This is a genomic window from Neobacillus solisequens, from assembly GCF_051233465.1.
Classification (GTDB): Bacteria; Bacillota; Bacilli; order Bacillales; family Cytobacillaceae; genus Neobacillus.
Genome location: NZ_JBKFGJ010000002.1, coordinates 566,136 through 586,411, shown reverse-complemented (window position 1 = coordinate 586,411; position 20,276 = coordinate 566,136). Strand labels below are relative to the sequence as shown.

The window sequence follows — 20,276 nt, the reverse complement described above, 5'->3', positions numbered from 1 at the left end:
TTCTGTTTTTTGAATACTTAGTGTTTAAGAACAACAATTCACCATTTATCTCGTTGAAAAAGAAAAATGCGATAAATTAATGTAACTTATTGCTCACTGTTGGATCTTTTAAATATGTTCTATAAGATACTGGAACAAATTACATTTTTAAAGATAACTTAAAGAGTGTTTTAAAGCGGTTTAACTTATCAGGAATTAACCTTTTTAAAACCAAATTTATTTAGCAACAATCCTAATGTAATTCCAAAAATGAATGCACTGACAATATGGGAATAATAGTCATTGATAGGTCGAATAGGGATATATTTACCTTCCACTGTTGCTGTAAATAAAAGTTCGCAAAACAACCAAGCCAGTAAGCTGCAAAATGCAGTTTTTATTACTAAATAGTTTAAACCCAACTTTTCATATAGGAAGTAAAGTAAGATGGAAAAAAGACTACCTACTAAAAAATCTACAATGATTCCTATGATTAATTCAGGCCTGTTAAATGTTATAACAAGACTTGCTAATTCAAAAATACCATACTTGCCAAAGCCAAAGTAAACAAAGATCCTTGACGTGATCTCACCTGGAATGGTTGACATAACTCCCAATAAACCAATTTTTAATACCTTATCTTGGATCATATCATCAGTTCCTTATTCGAAATGTGGATAAATTTAGTGTACAAAGTTATCTATAAATTTATACATTAAAAACACCATTCTTTCCAAGAAAGGCATTATTATCGCTTTGAGGCGTAAAGTGGATTTGCCACTCTCACTAAATCTGCATATTCGATTTTTAACTCTTCAAATGCTTTCAATACTTTCAAAGGAAGATCGACGTGTGCAATATAATTTTTTCCGTTAGGGCCGTAGCCATTTGAATCATCTAATAATCGTGGAATTTCTCCCATCAATAAGGAAATATATCGTTCTACACCCCACATACCCCAAATACCTGTTGGTTCAATAACTAATTTTTCACTTTTAACTTTCACTTTAACCTTATACGAAGCAAAATTTATGACTGTAACCTTTGAATCTTGAAGATATTTACGAAAAACAGCATCCATTCTACGTTGCATCGTTGAGTCTTGAACTACGATCATATTGTTTGGGGAAAGATGATTTTGACTCATAACCTCTAACGCGTAGGTAACGTTATTTCCACAATTAGTGGAATGACGCTCAATCAAAATGTTGTTAATATTGTATTTCCATTTTATATAATCACTCATTAGATCTGCTTCTGTTTTCCCAACGGTTACTATTTCGGGATAGGCCTTATGCATTTCTTGACGTAAACTTTCTGTCGTATGTCCTTCTCCTCCAACAATCATAAAATTTTTGGCAATATGATTTGTTATGGCTTCCCCCACTACGTCACAGCCGTAGGCGATACTTCCTCCAAATAAAATGAGTAAATCGGTTTGGGAAACTTGGTATTTTTCTTCTAAAGCATTTCTTGATAAAGTTTCAATATCCCTCATTCCAAGAAAGTCACTTAATATATTGATGTTTTCTGCCATCTTATTTAAATCCATGTAATGCCTCCGAATAAAATACGAGTTTTAAAACCAATTATAACAAAGGTTCCCCTCAACCTTTAAATGGAACAGAAAAATAAAAAAAGCGATCCTTCATCATCGAAGAATCGTCACTCTGTTCTTTACATTCATATATCACTTAGGTTTACTTCTTTTTTCGTTCTTGTGCCTGCATGGCCTTTTTTTCAAAACCACTAGTGGCAAATTCAACATCAGTCTTCATGAGAGCTGGATTATTTTCGGATTTTCTATTTTTATTTTTCGCCATATTAACAACACACCACCTAATGAAATTGTAATGAAGATAGTATTATTGTTTTTCTTTAATGTGGTTACTATGCATTCGATCTTTTTTAACAATAGGATCAAAAAATTACTTTTTCAAACCAGCCGCAAAAAAGGGTCCATTGACCGTAATGGTTGATAGGATTCGAGCTATTTCCTCAGGGGTTTCTTTCCCCTCCTTCACCAACCATTGCTGAATGACACCTATATGGGCAGAAGCAATATAAGAAACTAAATATTCTTCTGGGACAAGTAAATTTTCTTTTTTAATAAGATGTTCCTTATGAAACAACGTATTCCACATGAAGTTTTTTAGGTTTGTTGCGAAAGATAAGTCTCCTTTTGGTCCCAGCATGGCTTTCATAAATTTTCTATTTTTATTTATAAATTCAATAATTAAAGTAATCATAGCAAGTGGCCTTGTGCCTGTAGGGTTGTGCCCAAGCTCTTCCACCACACTAGGAAAGTTCAGTTTAGCAATAGTAGACATTTCAAGCATAAATTCTTCCTGACACTTCGTCATTAAATCAAATTTATCTTGATAATGGATATAAAAAGTCCCTCGATTGATTTTTGCTCTATTTGTAATGTCCTTTACCGTAATGGATTCGAATCCTTTTTCCTCAATTAACTCCATAAGCGCATCTTTTATTGATTGTTTTGTACGAATCACACGCTGATCGGCATTAAAATCTCTCATGGCCTATCCTCCTAAACTTTACTCCACATATTCCTAAATGCTGTCTGTAAAAACCAATTCTGACTAATGAACATTGCTATTTATCTAACTAAATTTAAACAACACGTTGTTTATTTATTATAACAAAAAAAATGCGATATGACACATGAGAACTTTTAAAGAAAAGCTGATTTGGTGTTCACCAATCTAGAAATCCGCTCATTCCTTCACAAAAAATCCATATATTCCCTATAAAAAGTAGTTTACAATGAAATAGTAAGCTAATTTCAATGGAAGGAGATTTTTTTATGCCTCAAACCACTTTCAAAGCAACCGCACATTTGCAAAAGGGTGTCCAAGTAAAAGTGAAATCAAGGAATTTTGAAGTAACAGTGGATGAACCACCTAGTTTGGGTGGAACAGACACGGGGATGAATCCAGTGGAGCTCGTATTGTGTGCCTTAGGGGCTTGTCAGGCTATTTGTGCTGCTAGTTTTGCGAATAAATTTGGCATTACGTTTAATGACTTCTGGATTGAATTAGAAGGAGATCTTGATACGGATGGATTTATGGGCTTATCGGATGTCCGTAACGGTTATAGTGAAATTCGATATAACATTCATATTGATACAGAAGAACCTCTAGAAAAGGTTGAAAAATTTGTTCAGTTTATTGAATCGAGATGTCCTGTCGGGGATACACTAGCCAATCCTGTTACTACCAAATTGAATAAAATCATAATAGATCATAAATCTCATATTTAGTAGGTTTGTTGTTCATACAATGAAGATTATATAAGAATTTAAAAAGAAATAGTTCTATTTGTGCCGAATTTTCGGCAATAGTGCTAGTTTTTTGGCGATAGTTTTAAAGATTACACTGTGACAATAGTGAAAACCAAAAATGAATATGGTGACGTCTTTTTACCAAATGGATCAAGACTTCTTCCCTCCTAAGATGCCGAATTTTCGGCATCTTTTTTTGCTCTAAGAAGCCATTTCACACTTAGAAGAGGTCTCATTTTCTGCAGAGATGGAAAATTCAATCAATTCAGACTAGTCCTCATGCGCTTTTAGGGTCGATGGTGTAAATATGGTACACATCTTGCAATAACTATAAGCAGGACGCAATCCACAAATAGTACTACGTACAGGGGGAATGAAAAAATGATTTCGACAAAAACAACTCTTTACAACACAAATCTATTAACATTTGACCACACGGAGGCACCATTATATGATGCCCTTTGTGAATATGAGAAGAGTAAACGAATCTCCATGCATGTTCCTGGGCATAAAGATGGACGTGTTTTTGATGAAGGCGCTCTGAGTCATTTTTCAGGAATACTTGGTCTCGATACAACGGAATCCGTCGGAATTGATGACTTGCATCATCCAACTGATTTTATCGCAGACGCACAAAACTTAGCTGCTGAAGCCTTTGGGGCCGATTATACTTTTTTTCTTGTTGGTGGGAGTACAGTAGGAAATCTAAGTATCGCTCTTTCCTTATGTGGACCTGGAGACAAGATTCTTGTTCAACGGAATATGCATAAATCGGTTTTCCATGGTTTACTGCTCGCAGGTGCCCATCCCATTTTTATCGCACCTGCCATAGAATCGACAACAAAAGTGGCGATGGTTTCAGATATAGCCTTTATTGAAAAAGCACTAATGGAACATTCGGATGTTAAAGCGGTTTGGATTACAAATCCAAATTACTATGGAATGAGTAAGGATATTTCTCGTTTAGCTGATACCTGCCATAGACACGACATTCCATTAATTGTGGATGAAGCCCATGGTGCCCATTTTGGCCAAGTAGAAGAAGTACCGCCTTCTGCCCTTTCAAAAGGAGCTGATATCGTTGTACAATCGACACACAAAATGCTTACAGCTATGACAATGGCCTCTATGCTTCATGTTAAAGGGAATCTTGTTTCCCGAGAGCGGATCGCCCAAGTCTTGGGAATGCTTCAATCGACAAGTCCCTCCTATCCACTACTCGCTTCCTTAGACGTTGCCAGACGATATTTAGTCACCAAGGGAAGAAGTGAATTAAAGGAAACGGTTAAAAAACTAGAGGAAAGAAGAGTAGCTTTAAACCAAGAATTAAAGGCTTTATCCATTTGGGGTGGAAGTGAGGAAATTGATCGTTGGGATCCATTGAAATGGATTATTTCTTGCAAGAATGAAGTGGCTACCGGTTATCAGCTCCTGGATATGTTCTATGAGGAAGGTTGTACAGCTGAAATTACCGATCCGCGTAATATCGTCTTTTTATTCTCCATACACGAGAAAGAAGAAAATATTGATAAAGTGGTGGCAGCCATTAAAGCCATTGATCAGAAACTCGAAACATGGACAGAAGAGGTGGTTTGTAACGAAGATAGGGAAGCTGTTCTCTTTATCGAAGAGGGTTCGTTATATAAGCAAAATGTTTCGTTGCGTGACGCCTTCCATATGCCTCGGAAGAAAGTGGCAATTGACAAGGCAGTAGGAAAAATATGCGGAGAGATGGTGATCCCCTATCCTCCTGGAATTCCACTCTTAACACCTGGTGAAGAAATCACTGCGACACATATTCATTCGATCAAAACATTAATCGAAATGGGAGCGTACTTCCAAAGTCCATCCGACCATTCATTAGAAGAACTTTATGTTCTTGAATAAAAAAAGGGTATTTTTTTACTAGAAAAAAGAGTCAAAAAATATTGAGAAATCAAAGGAGGAAAACAATCTATGCCGCATGACGCCAACCAATCATCTGCATTATCTTTAATGGATCTCACTAATGAGCCCGAACAGGATCCCCCCCAGGAGTTAAAACGCAAGTTAAAATCACGGCACTTAACCATGATTGCTCTTGGGGGCACGATTGGAACAGGTCTATTTCTTGCAAGTGGAAGCATGGTTCATACAGCTGGACCAGGGGGAGCCATTCTGACGTATGGATTAATTGGGATTATGGTCTATTTTGTTATGATCAGCTTGGCAGAAATGGCGACCTTTTTACCTGTCGCAGGTTCCTTTAGTACGTATGCTACTCGTTTTGTTGATCCCTCTCTCGGGTTTGCACTCGGGTGGAACTATTGGTATAACTGGGCGATTACGATTGCATCGGAATTAACAGCTGTGGCATTGATTATGAAGTTTTGGTTTCCGAATACCCCTTCCTTCCTTTGGAGCGGATTGTGTCTAACGATTATTTTTCTCCTAAACTATCTTTCCGTGAAAGGGTTTGGTGAATCAGAATATTGGTTTTCTATGATTAAAGTGGCAGCCGTCATCGTGTTTCTCATCATAGGTGTTCTGATGATTTTTGGGATTCTCGGCGGAGAGTATATTGGGTTTAAAAACTTTACGATTGCAGATGGACCTTTCCATGGCGGGTTTATGACGATTCTCGGGATCTTTATGGCTGCCGGCTATTCCTTCCAGGGAACAGAGCTTTTTGGAGTAGCCGCCGGAGAAACAGATAATCCATCAAAAGCCATCCCTAAAGCAGTAAAACAAGTATTTTGGCGGATTTTATTATTCTACATTTTGGCTATTCTTGTTATCGGTTTATTGATACCGTTTACAACCGAGAGTCTCGGAAGTGATAATGTTGCCGTAAGTCCCTTCACTCTAGTATTTAAGCAGGCAGGGATTGCTTTTGCGGCTTCAGTCATGAACGCCATCATTTTAACATCTGTTCTTTCAGCAGGGAGTTCTGGTCTGTATGCTTCAACTCGGATGCTATGGGATTTAGCGAGAGAAGGAAAAGCTCCAAAGTTTTTAGCGAAGCTAGATCATCGCGGGGTACCGGTTGCGGCCTTAGTCATAACCGCTTTAGTTGGGACACTTGCTTTTCTTGCTTCTTTCTTTGGGGATGGTGCTGTCTATATTTGGCTATTAAATGCCTCAGGTATGTCTGGATTTATCGCCTGGCTTGGAATCGTTATCAGCCATTACCGTTTTCGTCGTGCCTATATAGCCCAAGGCTATGATCTACGCGACCTTCCATATCGGGCGAAATGGTTTCCATTCGGACCACTTTTTGCCATTGCCCTTTGCACATTCGTTATCTTGGGACAAAATTACAGCGCTTTCACGAGCGAAACCATCGACTGGAATGGTGCCCTCATCTCCTATATCGGGCTGCCGCTATTCCTCATTGTGTGGCTTAGCTATAAATTTAAAAAGAAAACAAAGTTGATCCCACTCCATCAATGTGACTTTAGCCGAGATGGCCAACAATAGGATGGGATAACCGAAACCCCTCATAGAAGTAGTTTGGTGAAGTGTGATCCCTTTTGTGGGGAGATGGATTTTAAGAGCAAACCTATGTCACACAGCTCTGACTCCATTTTCCCATTCATCATTTTTTTAATGAAAAAGGAGAACGCATTTACGGTTTACGCAATGTGTTCTCCTTAAACTTTATCACATTGATTATTTTATTTGATGTCAAACGTATGTTTAGGGCTTTGATTCCTGACTGAAGCTCTTTGTACAAAAACAAAATGGGACAGTAAGGCAAGAAAGCTGGAGCAAAAGATAACCACACCCATTGGAACTCCTGAATACGCTCCTGCGATTCCAACAAGCGGAGCAGAGATTGATCCTAGTACAAAAGGCAATAATCCCAATAATGCTGAGGCACTTCCCGCAATATGTCCCTGCGTTTCAATTGCCAATGCAAAAGACGTGGTACCGATCATACTGATTGAAGATACAAAAAAGAATATCGGAATGGCGACAAGGATAAGAGGTGCTTTTAAAAGGAGGGCTATCAACAATAGTGCACCTGACAAATTGGAGATCGCTAACCCAATCTTTAAGAAGGTCCGCTCCGGGATGATGTCTGCCATTCGGCCCACTAACTGGCTGCCAATAATTAAAGCCAACCCATTTACCCCAAACAATAGACTAAATTGTTGAGGAGTCACCCCGTAAATATTCTGATAGACAAAAGGAATCCCGGAAACATACGCAAAGATTCCAGCAGTGGTAAATCCCTGGGTCAGAGCATACCCCATGAAGGTACGGTCCTTAAATAAAGAACCAAAATTACTCACAATATGCGGTAAGTTACTAGGGATTCGTTTTTCTTTTGGCAGTGTTTCTTCCAGTTTTAAAGATACGGTGAAGATTAACACAAGTCCAATACATGCCAATGCTAGGAACACCCCATGCCAGGATGTAAATTTAAGAATGGCTCCCCCCACTATCGGTGCAACGATCGGACCGAGGTTTCCCACTAAGACCATCATAGTAAAAAATTTGGTCAATTCCCTACCGCTAAAGAGATCCCGTACAATTGCCCTAGAGATAACCAGTCCCCCTGAGGCAGCAAAGCCCTGGACTAACCTTGAAATAATTAAAAAATAGATATTGGGTGCAAACGAGCATGTTAACGAAGCAAGAAGGTACAAGCCGATAAAGAACAATAATGGTTGACGCCGGCCTTTCACGTCACTCATAGGTCCGATGATTAATTGCCCTAAGCCGAGCCCCAATAAACAGGAAGTTAAACTGATTTGAACAAGTGAAGCTGACGTATGAAAATCCTTGACAATTGTTGGGAAGGATGGCAAATACGTATCAATTGTAAAAGGTCCCAACAGTCCAAGTGATCCTAAAAGAATAGCAAGCTGTATCCGTTTCTTTCCACTAAGTTTATTCAAATTCCATCGCCTTTCTATACAAGCTGTGTTTTCAAATGATGTATTTTTTTATTAAAAAAATTTACGATCAGTCAAGACTTTGTCTAAATCCCCCATCTTTTATTTCGACTCCCTAAATTAATTAAAGTTCATTATAACCCGAAACCGGTAAGGGGTAAAGAATTAATGTGACATCAAAAGGAAATATTTTTAATGGTTCATTTTTGTAGTTATGAAATAATAGAATCGTGAAGATTAAACTAGTAAAGATAACAAGACACATTCTGACAATATAAAAAACCGACTTTTTATAAAGCCGGTTTTTGCAGTGCTAAGAACCATTCATTTTAATGATAACAATTTTTCTGTGCAATGAATCCCTTTTATTGTTCAATCAGGTTGGTTATCGATACATTTTGTTTGTTATTCGGTTCATCCAGAGGATGAATGGTAGCCAAACCTCTTTCCTGATCAACATGTTCAATATAGATTTGTCTTCCATTACAGGTTACATTTGCCATCGTATTGGAATTGCAAATTTCTTGAGCTCGTTGGGCATCCATGATCAAGACCTCCTTTCTCAAAACAACAATTTAAGTATTTGTATAAATTGAAGCAATATACATTGTTTAATGTAAAGGAGTTTTAGTCCGACATAAATATGGTTGTGTTGTAAAAAAAAACCATCTAGAAAGAAGAATCTATCCAAATGGTTTATATTTTTTTCATTTTATAGAAATTTATCTAACCAATAATGCTGGTTACATTCTTTTCTTGTAATAAAGAATTTTTTAATACATTCAAGGAAGTTTCTATTCGAATTTTCACTTCTTCATCCAAATCATATTGATTATTTCCTATTTTATTAATTTGACGATCCAAAATATAAGCTCCCTTTAAAATATGAGTGGCTCCAAGAGCAGCTAAGACAGGTTTTAATGCATAATCAATCATTAACAAATGTCCAAATGTACCTCCAACAGCAATCGGTAAAACAGTCTTACCTTCAAGACCATTTTGCGGTAGCAAATCAAGGTAGGTTTTTAAAACCCCTGAAAAAGAAGCTTTGTATACAGGCGTCAAAATAACAATGGTGTTGGAGTCCTCAACCTTATTATTAGCTCTTACAATCTCTTCACTATCAAACTTCCCTTGAATTAAATCCTTAGAAGGAAGATTTCGAACATGAATGATTTCTGGTTGGATCTTCGCCTCATGAAAATACTTGGTCACTTCATCTAATACCCCATTTAATCTCGTTTGTTCAGATGGGCTTCCTGAGATAATCGTTATTTTACTCATTCTTTTTACTCCTCTCTAACTTGTCATTCACATCGGAATACTTGGTTTAATAGTTATTTTTTTATCGTTTCAAGAAGTGTATTGACCGGCCTCTTTAATCCGAGATTCTCCCTTAATGTGCTGCCAGTATATTCATTGCACCGTTTGGTCAAGAACCTTTTCATTGTTTCTTCTCACTCCATAGGTATCCCCAAAACTTCATTCCATTCCCATCCTTTTCTTTAGGTTGAACCCATTTCAGCCAATTGGAAAATAAAAAAACCGGAGACTTCTCTTTTGAAAGAATCGTCTCCGGTTGTCCGGTAGATTGTATTAATTTCTAATTGGATTACTTGGTTTTTACCATCCTAACAGGTAAAAATCCAATCGTCAATACAAAATTTAACTTTTCCTAAAATTTAAATTAAGAGTTGAATTTAATTTATACATGTAAAGGTTGAAGACCCGTTTTTTTAAATTATGTATGTAGAAAAAATTCTATGTGATCTTCTACATACTCTCCAAAAAGGATTGGATCACGGTTTAGTATTCTTTTTGCATCATCTGTAATGTGGCGAGCAGTTCCCAACTTCGTCATAACATATAACATCGTCATGACATTAGCAAATCCCTTGGGTGTCCCTCTTTTCATAATGGTCCTTCTAAATTCGAGTATACATGGGTTGGCATAGGTAATGGTTCGGTTTAACACCTTTGTCATCGTTTCGGCCACTTCATAATAGGTGATGGCTTCACTGCCCGTCAGCGTATATTTTTTATTATTATGTTCTTCATTCATTAAGCATATAGCGGCAATTTCTGCAATATCTCTCGTGTCGATAAAACTAGTTTTGGCATTCCCAACTGGCATAAACAATTCATTCCGAATGAGGATATCGTCACGGTGAGTGGTATTAAGATTTTGCATAAAGAAGCTTGGTCTCAAGAAAGTATATGGAAAGTCCAGCTTAAGGATTAAGTCTTCAATTTTCCGATGTGGAACAACGGGATTTTTCTCTACACCTAGAAGGGATACGAAAACGATTTGTTCCACACCCGCTCTCTTCGCCTCTATTAAAAAAGGAAGAATATCTTTCTTCGGATTGGCTAATTTCGGCGGGCGCATGAGAAACACTTTGTTTACACCATCTAATGCTTCCCTAAAAGTTTCTTTCCTTAAAAAATCAAAAATGACAAGTTCAACAGGAAGAGTAGAAAAAAACTTCTTCCCTCTTTCTATATTGGTAACAGCCGCACGGGTCGGAACTCCCTCCTCCATCAATTTTTCGACGACGTACTGACCAATATTACCGGTTGACCCTGTTACTAATACCTTTGTCATCATGTTCACTCCCCAGTAAAGGTTCTATCCAATTTTGTTAACAGCTGCAAAAATACATCTCTTTCTTCAATAGAGAAACGTTTTAATGAGTCTTCCATAACACCATTGCTCACCATTTCTAATTTTGGAATCAATTCTTTTGCTTTAGAAGTTAAAAATAAAATAGAAGATCTTTTGTCATTTGGATGTTTTTCTTTTACCATCATCCCTTTTTCGCAAAGACGATTCACGATTCCAGACATGGTAGGCTTATCAAAATCTAGCATGGAAGCTATTTCAACAGCCGTTCTTAGATGAATGGAGGAAGTATCCCCCTCAAGCATTTCTAGCCTTTTTAAAACGGCCCATTGTGAAGCGGTCAAATCATATATTGCTAATTCCTTTGTTAAGGTGTATCTCAGTTCCTTAGAAACCTTCATGATTAAATACCCGATATTGTTCATCAGTTCATGCTCCTTACATATAGTTAGCACACTAATTATATAGTTAGTGTACTAACTATATTGGGTATGGTCAACAAATTTTCTATAATTCGCTCATTCACCAATTTGTAACAACATCTCCTTTTTCACCCTGTCCATTTGCACCTCCCCCTCCTAAATAAATGGTGAAAGGGTGGTGCATTTTTATGAATCTTAAATCGGGCATGATTGAAGGGTTTGAACAGTTTTCACAGTTTGATAGTTTGAAGGAATTCAATACGCATTTGGAAATGTGGTTGGCTGATTATAAGAAGGAATTTTCAAAAGGAGAATTGGTGGGGCTAAAACGATTAGCCCGGTATGCGGCAAAGGTTCCTGGAGTTTCCAACGCTAAGATCGGCACTATTTTAAAAGCGATCCACGAAGAATATCATGACAATGGAATCTCTCGTTCTACGTTTAAACGCATGATCATCAAAGCAAAAACAATCGGCATCTTGACTGTCTATGAAACCGAACGCAAAAATGGCTCCCAATCGAGCAACCTTTATATATTTAATCGTTACCCAACAAAAGAACCACCCAAGGACGATCAAATGAACCACCAAAAAGAAATTATTGGTCTTACTAAAACCAATAAACAATATATAAATAATCGTAATGACGATCATATCAACCAAATTCAGCAACAAGCGATTCTGACAAAGGAGGTCGATATCAATCACACGTTTGTAGGCGATCATGTACCGCAGTCCTTTGTTAATCAAATCAAATACTTCTATTCTGACGCAAAAACAATTGAGGAGTATTGGAGGATGGTGTACATTGCCGCCTGGCGGAATAATTGTGAAGAAAGGCTCGATTGGATGGTGGAAACGGCCAACCAAGCCTTTAGACTGTTGATTAGAAAAATAAAGCTGACACGCGGCGTAAAAAATCCCATTGCCTATTTTTATAAAATCGTCCTTGAAAAATTATGTATTCTCTACTATCAGGAGATCGATGAGATGTTTGAAAATGGTGAACTCAACTAAAGTTTGAAAAAGACCTTCAGTTGGATTTTGAAGGTCTTCTTATAAGATCTTCATATATAGATTAAATACGAATTATACCTCATGTTTGCTTACCTTCATAATTAGGTGAAAAACAACTCTTTAATAAGATATAGGTAATTTACTTTCATTCTTTTCACTAACTTTAGATTCTAGCGTTTTTGTTATTATGTAATACAAAAAGGAACCAGTTAATCCTAGAATAAAAAGCAATCCCCCCATATATATGGGGCGAATCCACTCTCCAACAATGATCAACAACGAAGATACAATCATTGCTCCGTAGAAAGTCAAGCTATTAAAAGCCATATAGGTACTACGAGCATTAGGTGGTGCAAGTTCCCCTATCATCGCCTGTTTAATAGGAACATACATCAGTTCACCAATTGTTCCAATAAACATGGCAATAAAAAGAAACAACACGCTATCTGTAAAAGCCAAAACACTAAAACATACAGAAAAAATCAACATTCCTGTTACTAGAGTCCAGCGATCACTCCACTTTTTAAATAAGAATAATACAACACTTGATAGGAGAACTACAAGAATTGTATTCTCCGTTCGGAGAAAACCAAGCACCTTTGTGCCATCAAACATGAAATCTTTTCCAAACAATGAAGTTGAATGGTGGGGAATTACTTTTTCAAGGCGAATCCCAATATAGTTTGTTAAAGACTGTTCCAAGGAAAAGATCAAGATCGCTCCGAAAATATAAAACAAAAATAGCTTATCCTTTAAAACGGTTGAATAGGTTTGAAACATCTCTATTGATGAGAATTTTTTCTTATAATTAGAAGACTTAGATGAAGGTTCAACTGTATAGGTTTCTGTGAGGAAGAATACGGTCATGAAAACAGATAACAATGAGATGAGTGAAATCCCAATAAATAACTCAAACAAGTGGTTTTTAAAAAGAAATGCTCCAATGATTCCTCCAATAGCAGTTGATAAATTTCCCAACCAGTAGCTAATTGTAAATACAAGCTTTCTCAATTCAGGATTAGTAACATCAATAATCATAGCTTGTGCTGCTGGCTGAAACATTCCTCCACAAAACATATTGATGATAAAGAACGCTGCCGTAATATAAGGAAGGTTAAACCAAGGGGAATTACAAAGTGCAATTAACATATACGAAAACAATACACCAAGTTCAGAATAAATCATGATTTTTCTCCGACCTATTTTGTCTGAGACATGCCCCCCGATAAAACCTCCAAAGACCCCACTAACCACAATTATTATAAGAATAATACCCGTTACAGTTGCTCCGATTTTCTGAGCAAAATAGATTGCCAGAAAAGGTATAACAGCCATGGAAATTAAGCTACCAAGAAATTGCATGGCTAGGCGAAGCTTAACGTTGGGATGGATATCTCTCCATTTCATATACTCACTCCTTATTTATTAGAGATAGGTCCAAATAATCTCAGGGCTTGTATTGTTAAATCCCTCCATATCAAGTTTGAATTATATTCATCTATAAACGTTAAACGCATTCCGTTTAAGATAGATAAGTACGACTTAGCAACTAATGAAGGTGATTCTTCATAAAAGGTACCCAGCTTTTGCCCTGCTTCAATAACCGGAAAAATACGGTCTATAAATACTATTACGAAATTGTTTAGTTCTTTAAAAAGCCTTGGAAATCGTTCAGGTCTCGCAAGAACCTGTTGAATTAAGCGTAGGTATTCACTTCTCATTGAATAGAGTTGTACATGGCAATCTATCATTTCCTTCACAACTTCAAGAGGCTCACCTTTAAAGTGTTCTTCTATCTCAAAAAAATATGGTTTGATTTCCTCCAATGGCTCCAATATCGCAGATTCATAAAGTGCTTCTTTTGAATCAAAATACGTAAATACGGTACCAAAGCTAACTCCAGCTTCTTTTGCTATTTCGGCAACTGTTGTCTCTGCAAAACCATTCTCACTATATAGTTTAATTGCAGCATTTAGAATAGTAGATCTTTTCCTTTTCTTTTTTTCTTCAATAGTAAATTTAGGTTCCATGTAAATACTCCTCTGATAAAAAATGATTGATTGATCAATCAAATTTTATTGTAATTTGTTTCCATTGTCAATAAGATGAGGGAGTTTAATTTCATATTTTCACAATTACAAATTAACTGCTAAACAAGCAAAATAGGCACTTGTGTTTATGTTAAGTATAGAAAAATCCCCCCAGATTTTAAAGAATCAGGAGCTTTTGGACATTGCTGTTTTTTCAACTTCCACCAGCCAATTCTCATTTTTATCAAAAACCACAACTTCATTAGATGTTTCTAGTTTCACTTATAGGAATACATCTGACTTTCCTGTGATTATCGATATTAATACTCCCTTTTTATTCACCAACAATGATAGAATAATTGTAAAAAAGTAAGGTAGTTGATTCATGGAATGAATTCCTCCTATTTAAGAAGTGTAATTTTAAACAGAGACGATGTTCCTGCATTTACTGACTATCCATTTAATTTGCCAATTATAAGGACTCTAACTCAGCTAACATTCCATCCGAAGGTTACTTACCTGATTGGTGAGAATGGCATGGGGAAATCTACTTTATTGGAGGCGATTGCTGTTTCCTTAGGGTTTAATCCAGAGGGCGGGTCTTTTAACTTCAACTTTTCTACGTTTGATACTCACTCGGATTTGACCAATTATATAAAACTTATTAAAGGTGTAGATAAGCCTAGGGACGGTTTCTTTTTGCGTGCTGAAAGCTTTTATAATGTGGCTTCCAATATTGAGGAATTGGATCATGGTGGTGGTGCTCCTAAAATCATAAACTCTTATGGTGGACAATCCCTTCACAAACAATCGCATGGCGAGGCTTTTTTCTCAACCTTTCTTCATCGTTTTGGAGGAAATGGAATTTATATTCTGGATGAACCCGAAGCCGCTCTTTCCCCCTTGCGACAAATGTCCATGATCACCAGAATCCATGACCTAGTGAATCAACACTCTCAACTCATTATCGCAACACATTCACCCATTATTATGTCGTATCCAGACTCTCTTATATATGAGTTTAGCGAAGAAGGAATACAAGAGAAAAAACTTGAAGACACCAATCATTTTCAGATTATGAAACGATTTCTTAATGACCCTAATAGAATGCTTCATCATCTTCTGGAATAAGCTAAACTTAAAAAAGGAAGCATAAGTCCCCTTAGCTTCCTTTTGCGCCTATAGATCAATTTAGATAATGAATTAAAGCTTGTCCATAATAATGAGCAAATAAAGAAATCCAATCTTCCTTACAAGATAATCTTTATAACCCTGTTTAACTATTTACTACCGTACTTCTTAACTACCTATTAACTTTTTAGGGTGGATTACTTAATCAGATCGAAAATATTTTTTGTTAACAATAACAAAGTTACGGCAATAAACAATGCACGAACATAACCACTTCCTCTTTTGATGGCAAATTTCGATCCACAGATAGCTCCAGTTATCCCTGCAAGTGCCATTGGTAATCCGTAAGCAAAGTTTACTTGTCCTAAAGATATAAACATCAACAAACCAGCAATATTACTACCAAAATTTAAAAACTTTGCGTTCCCAGCTGCCTTTATAAAATCAAAACCAACCATTAAAAAAGCAAATATTAAAAATGAACCGGTTCCAGGACCGAGGAATCCATCATAAAAACCAATAGCAAAAATAAACACTGTAAAAATAATGAAATGACGAATTGACATTTTTTTAGGGGTTGAATGACTGCCCCAATCTTTCTTGAAAACCGTATAGATGGCAACCGCTGCAAGCATTATTAACATTAAGGGCTTCAGCACTTCTGGGTTCATCAAATGAACGGTCCAGGCTCCAAGCATCGAACCAAAAAATACGAGCGGGAGCAACTTGTATAAAGATGTTAAATCTAGTTTACCAGAGCGATAAAACATAAGCGTACTCGTTAAAGATCCCATTGTCCCTACTAATTTATTCGTAGCAACAGCTGTTGCAGGAGTCATCCCTGTAAATAATAAGGCAGGCAATGAGATCAACCCTCCGCCCCCTACAACTGAATCGATAAATGAAGCTAAAAATCCAAATACAATTAAAATAATGAATAAAGTCGGGTCAAAATCTAAATACATCTAATCTTCCTTTCATCTAGTTGCATTACAAACACCCATTAGTAAAAGAAACCATTTGGTTATAATGGCAAACTCATAGAAACTGTTCTTATATTAAAGCCCATTTTTTCGTAAAGTTTAATAGCTTGATTCCCTGCAAACGCACTTAGACGGACTTCAGAGTGTCCATCTTGTCTTAGATGGTCAATGGCTGTACTCATTAATTGTTTAGAAATTCCGTTTCCTCTAAATTCTTCTCTAACATATAGTTCATAAATAAATCCATTCATCTTATCAGTGAATTGGTCTTTACTTGCCCCTATAAGAATCCAGCCCATTAATTTATCGTTATCAGTTGCTATTAAATAATAGCTCCCCTTCTCCAGCAGTGGTTCAACAATAAGTTTGATTTTTTCATTTGTAGGTTTTACTTCGCCCAATGTACCATCAAATACAGCTAGGGGGGATAGTAAAATAATATTTTTAAGTTCTGAATCATTAGGTTTCCTAATTTCCATTAATAAAAACAGTCCTTCAATATCGTTTTATTAAGTTTAGCATAATATTCCAGTAATCTTCTTCAAAAGTCTAAAAATTAAATTGATGCCTTGTTTCAAGTTACCTCCCGTTTGTTCCAAAAGAAAAAGTTACTATAAATGACTCAGACGTGGCTCCTAGTTATCCCAAAAAGTAATGGATAACAACACCAATTATTGGTAAAATTAACACATTAAATCTGGAGGTACTATATGTCAACCTTCGTTTTCGTCTTTATTCTTATTCTAATAGGTATTATTCATATTAATCGATATAACAAGTTGCCTCACCCTCTAATAACCTTTTTTATTGTATTTACAATGATGTGTATTATTTACGCATTGCCAAGTATTCTAATGCTTATTTCAAAGATATTTTAACAGTTTCCTTTGTTTATAACCTTGTATATGATACCTGATATATTTCATTAAACTTCCTTATAATTGTAAACAAAGTTCCTATTTTCCATGGTATGATAATCCAAAATGAAAGGAGTCTTAAGATGATGAATGAAAGTTTCTTAGCCTTTATTCCACTTGTATCCATCTTATTTTACATAGTTCCTATAGTCTTTATTATTTGGTTTTTATTAAAATTTCTTAAAATACAGCAAGAAAAGAATGCTATTCTTAAATCTATTTCCGAAAAACTGGATCAGATGAAAAATTAGATGAGGAGACTCATCTTTTTTATTTCTCAACAAAAAAGCGAACTCCCTTTTTGAAGGATCGTATTCTTTAGTATCTATCCATTATATATATGGTATAATTTTCAAAAAAGATAAGGAGATATTAAATGAACCTTTATTTGATTACAACTTCAAGGACTGAAAATTTCAACAATGATTTTATTAAACCACACTATGATTTCCTCGATAAGTTAAAACATAATAATCAGCTTGAAGCTTATGGTCCATTTAGTGATGGATCAGGTGGTGCTTACCTTATTAAATGTAATTCCTTAGATGAAGCTACTAAAATTGGTAATTCTGACCCATTAATAAAGAGTGGTTCTTCCACTGTTGTTGTAAAAGAATGGATTTTAAAAGACTGATTTTTAGAGGAGAACATTGTATTCTCCTCTTTCCTTCACATTATTTGGTCCTATGTGGTTTTTAGGTGATTTAATTGATTTGTTAACTAGAAAATCCAAGAAGAAGGTAAAATCTTGTGTTAAAAGATTTATGCATTTGTAGGATCCTACTTTTTCTTATTACCCCAAGGTGACTTTAATAAATCCCCGAGATATAGCCATGAAAAAATGTACTACGTTGAAGTCATAGGATTATTTTTCCTCTTTACAAGCCCAAGCATCTATTTCAACTTTAAATACAGGTGCTGCTAACGCTACAACATACACCATGGTGGTGCATGGGAGATGGTCACCAAGAAAATCACTTATTAATTTTCTTCGTTGATTGGCTTCAAATTCCCCAACCAAATAAAATACTAATTTGGTTAAGTCAGTAACTTCCATTTCTGCAGCTTCTAGGTTTCTTTTAATATTCTCTAAGGCCAATTTCATTTGTTCTAAAGGATTTTCCGGCACAGTTCCATCGACTTCCATACCGAGCTGTCCTGATAACGTTAACCATCTAGTAGGACCTGTCATTTCAATTTGATGCACATACGGAGCCACTGGTGGATGAATTGTGTTTGGGTTTCTTGAAATTTTCATATTGTACCATTCCCTTTTCTATGTATTAAAAAACCATTTTATATAGTAAGGATCCAACGATCATTCACTTTGTCTTAATCTTCTCGTGTTTCTTCAGGCGTTTCCTGTTGGCCATTCAAAATAATCACCTCCAATGAATAGTTTCTTTAAATATTCTATTATTTTAATCCGATTCCTCCTTCCTCCAGCCTTTCCGTTTGGTTGGCAACAGGTATCACTACAGCGCTCCCCTCACTTACGAACAAAAATTAATGATTCCAGCTTTTAGGGAAAATGAAAATTGGAATTTGTTTTATATTTTTTGAATGGCACATATGAGGAAACATATGGTAAACTTGGAAAAAAGAAACTTTCCGCAGAAAGTACAATTATGGGGGACAGAAATGAAGAAGACATTAATTGGAGCAGGACTTGGGTTCGTACTAGTACTTGGAGGTTGGTATGCCTTCAATTCCTATAAGGAAGATAAAACTGTAACAGTAAAAACTACGAAACATGTAGCTGCTAAAACAGTACATAAAGTAAGCGGGCCTGAATTAGATACAGCCGCAAAAAACTTTTATGAAATTGAGGCAAATTTAAAGGGCGATGACATCTTTTACTACGGAATGATTACGATGGCTCTTCAGAAGCTTGAGTTCAAAGACGAAGAAAATTATCGTCTCCTAAATACACCGGAAAATATCCAAAGAATTCAATTGAGTCGAGCAAATCTTCAATATTTAAAAAACAAGGTAGTAGAATTAAAAGCCTCCGAACCGTATCCGAACATCTTAGACAAGTGGCTAAAAGGAGACTTTTCTCATATTGAAAAAGATTATCTAACTATTAGGAATCTAAAAAATGACCCGACTCAACCAAGCGAAAATCCTGTCTTGAAAGTAAGGACGACTGAAGAGGAAGAGAAATATATCCAGCACTTCTTTGGTGATGAGGGATTACAAAAAAATAAAATAGATTGGGAATTATAATTCTTTAAGGACCCATACTTGTTAGATCTTCCTAATAAGTATGGGCCTTTATTTATTTTGATCCAATGATCTTTGACAATCCACTTTTGGTGACATTTATCTTGTCAACCGACCATAAGATGGCAGCTTTCATTGACAAAAACGATTAAACGCAAGTGAATGATTGAATTTGTCTTAGGCTAATTCCGAAATTCACCCATCTATGTCCAGTCCAGCGATACCCTGAAACAGAATGGCGGCCAATAAAGGTTGGATAAAACCAGAATTGTTCAAAACCCCTTAACCATACATAGGTGTATCTGTGTAAGCAGCGGATCATACTGCCTGGATCAACTGCAAATTGTCCTGCCTGGTAGGTTTGTTGAGGTACAGCAGATGGCGGTGGCGCTGTTGGTGGTCCAGCTTCATGATCATGATGGCCAGGTGGTGGACCTGTCGGAGGTTGAAATCCCCCTAATTGTCTTGGATCTTGGGTTGAATAGTAATCTGTTTGAAAAGATGTTGAAGCTAGATTAGGATCTTGATTATATGGAACATAATAATGCAAATGTAAAGGACTAGAATACATAACAGTCTCTCCTTAAAAAAATGTATTTTCTCATCATCATATTCTTTCGTTATTCACCCATAAACTTGTTTCAACAATTTATTTTTCAATTAGTGGCATAAAACACGTAAAAATGCTCAGACAATGTATGCTGAGCATTTTTTCTGTATATCGGCCTTTTGAACTAAAAGGACGATATCATAATTATTATG

The 20,276-nt window shown here is 36.2% G+C and carries 22 protein-coding genes; 7 read left to right on the top strand and 15 right to left on the bottom strand.

From position 1 onward, the window contains the following. Nucleotides 1–188 precede the first annotated feature (188 nt). The 4 genes from ACI3K6_RS03390 to ACI3K6_RS03375 all read right to left on the bottom strand — a co-directional run bounded on the left by ACI3K6_RS03390 (nt 189) and on the right by ACI3K6_RS03375 (nt 2,519). Nucleotides 189–629 carry a hypothetical protein gene (locus ACI3K6_RS03390; protein WP_435553704.1) on the bottom strand — a complete coding sequence of 147 codons (441 nt, stop codon included), beginning with the start codon at nt 627–629 and terminating at the stop codon, nt 189–191. Between the two features lie 98 nt (nt 630–727). Beyond that, nucleotides 728–1,531 (bottom strand): ElyC/SanA/YdcF family protein, encoded by an 804-nt coding sequence (locus tag ACI3K6_RS03385; RefSeq protein ID WP_435553703.1) that lies wholly within the window; start codon nt 1,529–1,531, stop codon nt 728–730. A gap of 148 nt (nt 1,532–1,679) precedes the next feature. Next, on the bottom strand, nt 1,680–1,802 hold the full coding sequence (locus ACI3K6_RS03380) for a hypothetical protein (RefSeq protein ID WP_435553702.1): 123 nt from the start codon (nt 1,800–1,802) through the stop codon (nt 1,680–1,682). A gap of 105 nt (nt 1,803–1,907) precedes the next feature. Continuing rightward, nucleotides 1,908–2,519, bottom strand: a complete 612-nt coding sequence (locus ACI3K6_RS03375) for a TetR/AcrR family transcriptional regulator (RefSeq protein ID WP_435553701.1) — start codon at nt 2,517–2,519, stop codon at nt 1,908–1,910. A 287-nt stretch (nt 2,520–2,806) separates the two neighbouring features. Here ACI3K6_RS03375 and ACI3K6_RS03370 point away from each other — a divergent pair, with 287 nt between their 5' ends. The 3 genes from ACI3K6_RS03370 (at nt 2,807) to ACI3K6_RS03360 (ending at nt 6,742) form a co-directional block, all read left to right on the top strand. Beyond that, entirely contained in the window at nt 2,807–3,262 is a 456-nt protein-coding gene (locus ACI3K6_RS03370) for an OsmC family protein (protein WP_435553700.1), read from the top strand. A 402-nt stretch (nt 3,263–3,664) separates the two neighbouring features. After that, the gene (locus ACI3K6_RS03365) at nt 3,665–5,170 is read left to right on the top strand and encodes an aminotransferase class I/II-fold pyridoxal phosphate-dependent enzyme (protein WP_435553699.1); all 1,506 of its coding nucleotides are present in this window, start codon (nt 3,665–3,667) and stop codon (nt 5,168–5,170) included. Between the two features lie 108 nt (nt 5,171–5,278). After that, nucleotides 5,279–6,742, top strand: coding sequence for an amino acid permease (locus ACI3K6_RS03360; RefSeq protein WP_435553866.1), 1,464 nt, complete (start codon nt 5,279–5,281; stop codon nt 6,740–6,742). A gap of 197 nt (nt 6,743–6,939) precedes the next feature. Here the strand turns inward: ACI3K6_RS03360 and ACI3K6_RS03355 are convergent, their stop codons facing one another. The 5 genes from ACI3K6_RS03355 to ACI3K6_RS03335 form a co-directional block, all read right to left on the bottom strand. After that, a complete protein-coding gene (locus tag ACI3K6_RS03355; RefSeq protein ID WP_435553698.1) occupies nt 6,940–8,169 on the bottom strand; it encodes a multidrug effflux MFS transporter in 1,230 nt (409 codons plus the stop codon). A gap of 362 nt (nt 8,170–8,531) precedes the next feature. Further along, a complete protein-coding gene (locus tag ACI3K6_RS03350) occupies nt 8,532–8,711 on the bottom strand; it encodes a small acid-soluble spore protein H (RefSeq protein WP_435553697.1) in 180 nt (59 codons plus the stop codon). Between the two features lie 181 nt (nt 8,712–8,892). Then, the gene (ssuE, locus tag ACI3K6_RS03345; RefSeq protein ID WP_435553696.1) at nt 8,893–9,450 is read right to left on the bottom strand and encodes an NADPH-dependent FMN reductase; all 558 of its coding nucleotides are present in this window, start codon (nt 9,448–9,450) and stop codon (nt 8,893–8,895) included. 457 nt (nt 9,451–9,907) lie between these two features. Further along, nucleotides 9,908–10,771 carry an SDR family oxidoreductase gene (locus tag ACI3K6_RS03340; protein WP_435553695.1) on the bottom strand — a complete coding sequence of 288 codons (864 nt, stop codon included), beginning with the start codon at nt 10,769–10,771 and terminating at the stop codon, nt 9,908–9,910. Nucleotides 10,772–10,776: 5 nt separating this feature from the next. Further along, nucleotides 10,777–11,214, bottom strand: coding sequence for a MarR family winged helix-turn-helix transcriptional regulator (locus ACI3K6_RS03335; protein WP_435553694.1), 438 nt, complete (start codon nt 11,212–11,214; stop codon nt 10,777–10,779). 185 nt (nt 11,215–11,399) lie between these two features. Between ACI3K6_RS03335 and ACI3K6_RS03330 the strand changes: the two genes are divergently transcribed. Beyond that, complete coding sequence (locus ACI3K6_RS03330) at nt 11,400–12,227, top strand: hypothetical protein (RefSeq protein WP_435553693.1); 828 nt, start codon at nt 11,400–11,402, stop codon at nt 12,225–12,227. A 120-nt stretch (nt 12,228–12,347) separates the two neighbouring features. Here ACI3K6_RS03330 and ACI3K6_RS03325 read toward each other — a convergent pair whose 3' ends face one another. Both ACI3K6_RS03325 and ACI3K6_RS03320 read right to left on the bottom strand, forming a co-directional pair. Beyond that, entirely contained in the window at nt 12,348–13,634 is a 1,287-nt protein-coding gene (locus ACI3K6_RS03325) for an MFS transporter (RefSeq protein WP_435553692.1), read from the bottom strand. Between the two features lie 11 nt (nt 13,635–13,645). Then, on the bottom strand, nt 13,646–14,257 hold the full coding sequence (locus ACI3K6_RS03320; protein ID WP_435553691.1) for a TetR/AcrR family transcriptional regulator: 612 nt from the start codon (nt 14,255–14,257) through the stop codon (nt 13,646–13,648). 390 nt (nt 14,258–14,647) lie between these two features. Here ACI3K6_RS03320 and ACI3K6_RS03315 point away from each other — a divergent pair, with 390 nt between their 5' ends. Then, complete coding sequence (locus tag ACI3K6_RS03315) at nt 14,648–15,388, top strand: AAA family ATPase (protein WP_435553690.1); 741 nt, start codon at nt 14,648–14,650, stop codon at nt 15,386–15,388. Nucleotides 15,389–15,585: 197 nt separating this feature from the next. Here ACI3K6_RS03315 and ACI3K6_RS03310 read toward each other — a convergent pair whose 3' ends face one another. Next, on the bottom strand, nt 15,586–16,353 hold the full coding sequence (locus tag ACI3K6_RS03310) for a TSUP family transporter (RefSeq protein ID WP_435553689.1): 768 nt from the start codon (nt 16,351–16,353) through the stop codon (nt 15,586–15,588). 59 nt (nt 16,354–16,412) lie between these two features. After that, on the bottom strand, nt 16,413–16,850 hold the full coding sequence (locus ACI3K6_RS03305; RefSeq protein ID WP_435553688.1) for a GNAT family N-acetyltransferase: 438 nt from the start codon (nt 16,848–16,850) through the stop codon (nt 16,413–16,415). Nucleotides 16,851–17,664: 814 nt separating this feature from the next. Here ACI3K6_RS03305 and ACI3K6_RS03300 point away from each other — a divergent pair. Then, on the top strand, nt 17,665–17,922 hold the full coding sequence (locus tag ACI3K6_RS03300) for a YciI family protein (RefSeq protein WP_435553687.1): 258 nt from the start codon (nt 17,665–17,667) through the stop codon (nt 17,920–17,922). A 231-nt stretch (nt 17,923–18,153) separates the two neighbouring features. Here ACI3K6_RS03300 and ACI3K6_RS03295 read toward each other — a convergent pair whose 3' ends face one another. Beyond that, the gene (locus ACI3K6_RS03295) at nt 18,154–18,546 is read right to left on the bottom strand and encodes a RidA family protein (RefSeq protein ID WP_435553686.1); all 393 of its coding nucleotides are present in this window, start codon (nt 18,544–18,546) and stop codon (nt 18,154–18,156) included. Nucleotides 18,547–18,929: 383 nt separating this feature from the next. On the opposite strand from ACI3K6_RS03295, the gene ACI3K6_RS03290 reads away from it, so the two are divergent. Continuing rightward, a complete protein-coding gene (locus ACI3K6_RS03290) occupies nt 18,930–19,517 on the top strand; it encodes a hypothetical protein (protein ID WP_435553685.1) in 588 nt (195 codons plus the stop codon). A 145-nt stretch (nt 19,518–19,662) separates the two neighbouring features. Here the strand turns inward: ACI3K6_RS03290 and ACI3K6_RS03285 are convergent, their stop codons facing one another. Further along, complete coding sequence (locus ACI3K6_RS03285) at nt 19,663–20,085, bottom strand: hypothetical protein (RefSeq protein ID WP_435553684.1); 423 nt, start codon at nt 20,083–20,085, stop codon at nt 19,663–19,665. Between the last annotated feature and the right edge of the window lie 191 nt (nt 20,086–20,276).

Coding starts and splice junctions, on each gene's coding strand:
- ACI3K6_RS03390 (WP_435553704.1), bottom strand. CDS start 629: ATGATCCAAGATAAGGTATTAAAAATTGGTTTATTGGGAGTTATGTCA.
- ACI3K6_RS03385 (WP_435553703.1), bottom strand. CDS start 1,531: ATGGATTTAAATAAGATGGCAGAAAACATCAATATATTAAGTGACTTT.
- ACI3K6_RS03380 (WP_435553702.1), bottom strand. CDS start 1,802: ATGGCGAAAAATAAAAATAGAAAATCCGAAAATAATCCAGCTCTCATG.
- ACI3K6_RS03375 (WP_435553701.1), bottom strand. CDS start 2,519: ATGAGAGATTTTAATGCCGATCAGCGTGTGATTCGTACAAAACAATCA.
- ACI3K6_RS03370 (WP_435553700.1), top strand. CDS start 2,807: ATGCCTCAAACCACTTTCAAAGCAACCGCACATTTGCAAAAGGGTGTC.
- ACI3K6_RS03365 (WP_435553699.1), top strand. CDS start 3,665: ATGATTTCGACAAAAACAACTCTTTACAACACAAATCTATTAACATTT.
- ACI3K6_RS03360 (WP_435553866.1), top strand. CDS start 5,279: ATGGATCTCACTAATGAGCCCGAACAGGATCCCCCCCAGGAGTTAAAA.
- ACI3K6_RS03350 (WP_435553697.1), bottom strand. CDS start 8,711: ATGGATGCCCAACGAGCTCAAGAAATTTGCAATTCCAATACGATGGCA.
- ssuE (WP_435553696.1), bottom strand. CDS start 9,450: ATGAGTAAAATAACGATTATCTCAGGAAGCCCATCTGAACAAACGAGA.
- ACI3K6_RS03340 (WP_435553695.1), bottom strand. CDS start 10,771: ATGACAAAGGTATTAGTAACAGGGTCAACCGGTAATATTGGTCAGTAC.
- ACI3K6_RS03335 (WP_435553694.1), bottom strand. CDS start 11,214: ATGAACAATATCGGGTATTTAATCATGAAGGTTTCTAAGGAACTGAGA.
- ACI3K6_RS03330 (WP_435553693.1), top strand. CDS start 11,400: ATGAATCTTAAATCGGGCATGATTGAAGGGTTTGAACAGTTTTCACAG.
- ACI3K6_RS03325 (WP_435553692.1), bottom strand. CDS start 13,634: ATGAAATGGAGAGATATCCATCCCAACGTTAAGCTTCGCCTAGCCATG.
- ACI3K6_RS03320 (WP_435553691.1), bottom strand. CDS start 14,257: ATGGAACCTAAATTTACTATTGAAGAAAAAAAGAAAAGGAAAAGATCT.
- ACI3K6_RS03315 (WP_435553690.1), top strand. CDS start 14,648: ATGAATTCCTCCTATTTAAGAAGTGTAATTTTAAACAGAGACGATGTT.
- ACI3K6_RS03310 (WP_435553689.1), bottom strand. CDS start 16,353: ATGTATTTAGATTTTGACCCGACTTTATTCATTATTTTAATTGTATTT.
- ACI3K6_RS03305 (WP_435553688.1), bottom strand. CDS start 16,850: ATGGAAATTAGGAAACCTAATGATTCAGAACTTAAAAATATTATTTTA.
- ACI3K6_RS03300 (WP_435553687.1), top strand. CDS start 17,665: ATGAACCTTTATTTGATTACAACTTCAAGGACTGAAAATTTCAACAAT.
- ACI3K6_RS03295 (WP_435553686.1), bottom strand. CDS start 18,546: ATGAAAATTTCAAGAAACCCAAACACAATTCATCCACCAGTGGCTCCG.
- ACI3K6_RS03290 (WP_435553685.1), top strand. CDS start 18,930: ATGAAGAAGACATTAATTGGAGCAGGACTTGGGTTCGTACTAGTACTT.
- ACI3K6_RS03285 (WP_435553684.1), bottom strand. CDS start 20,085: ATGTATTCTAGTCCTTTACATTTGCATTATTATGTTCCATATAATCAA.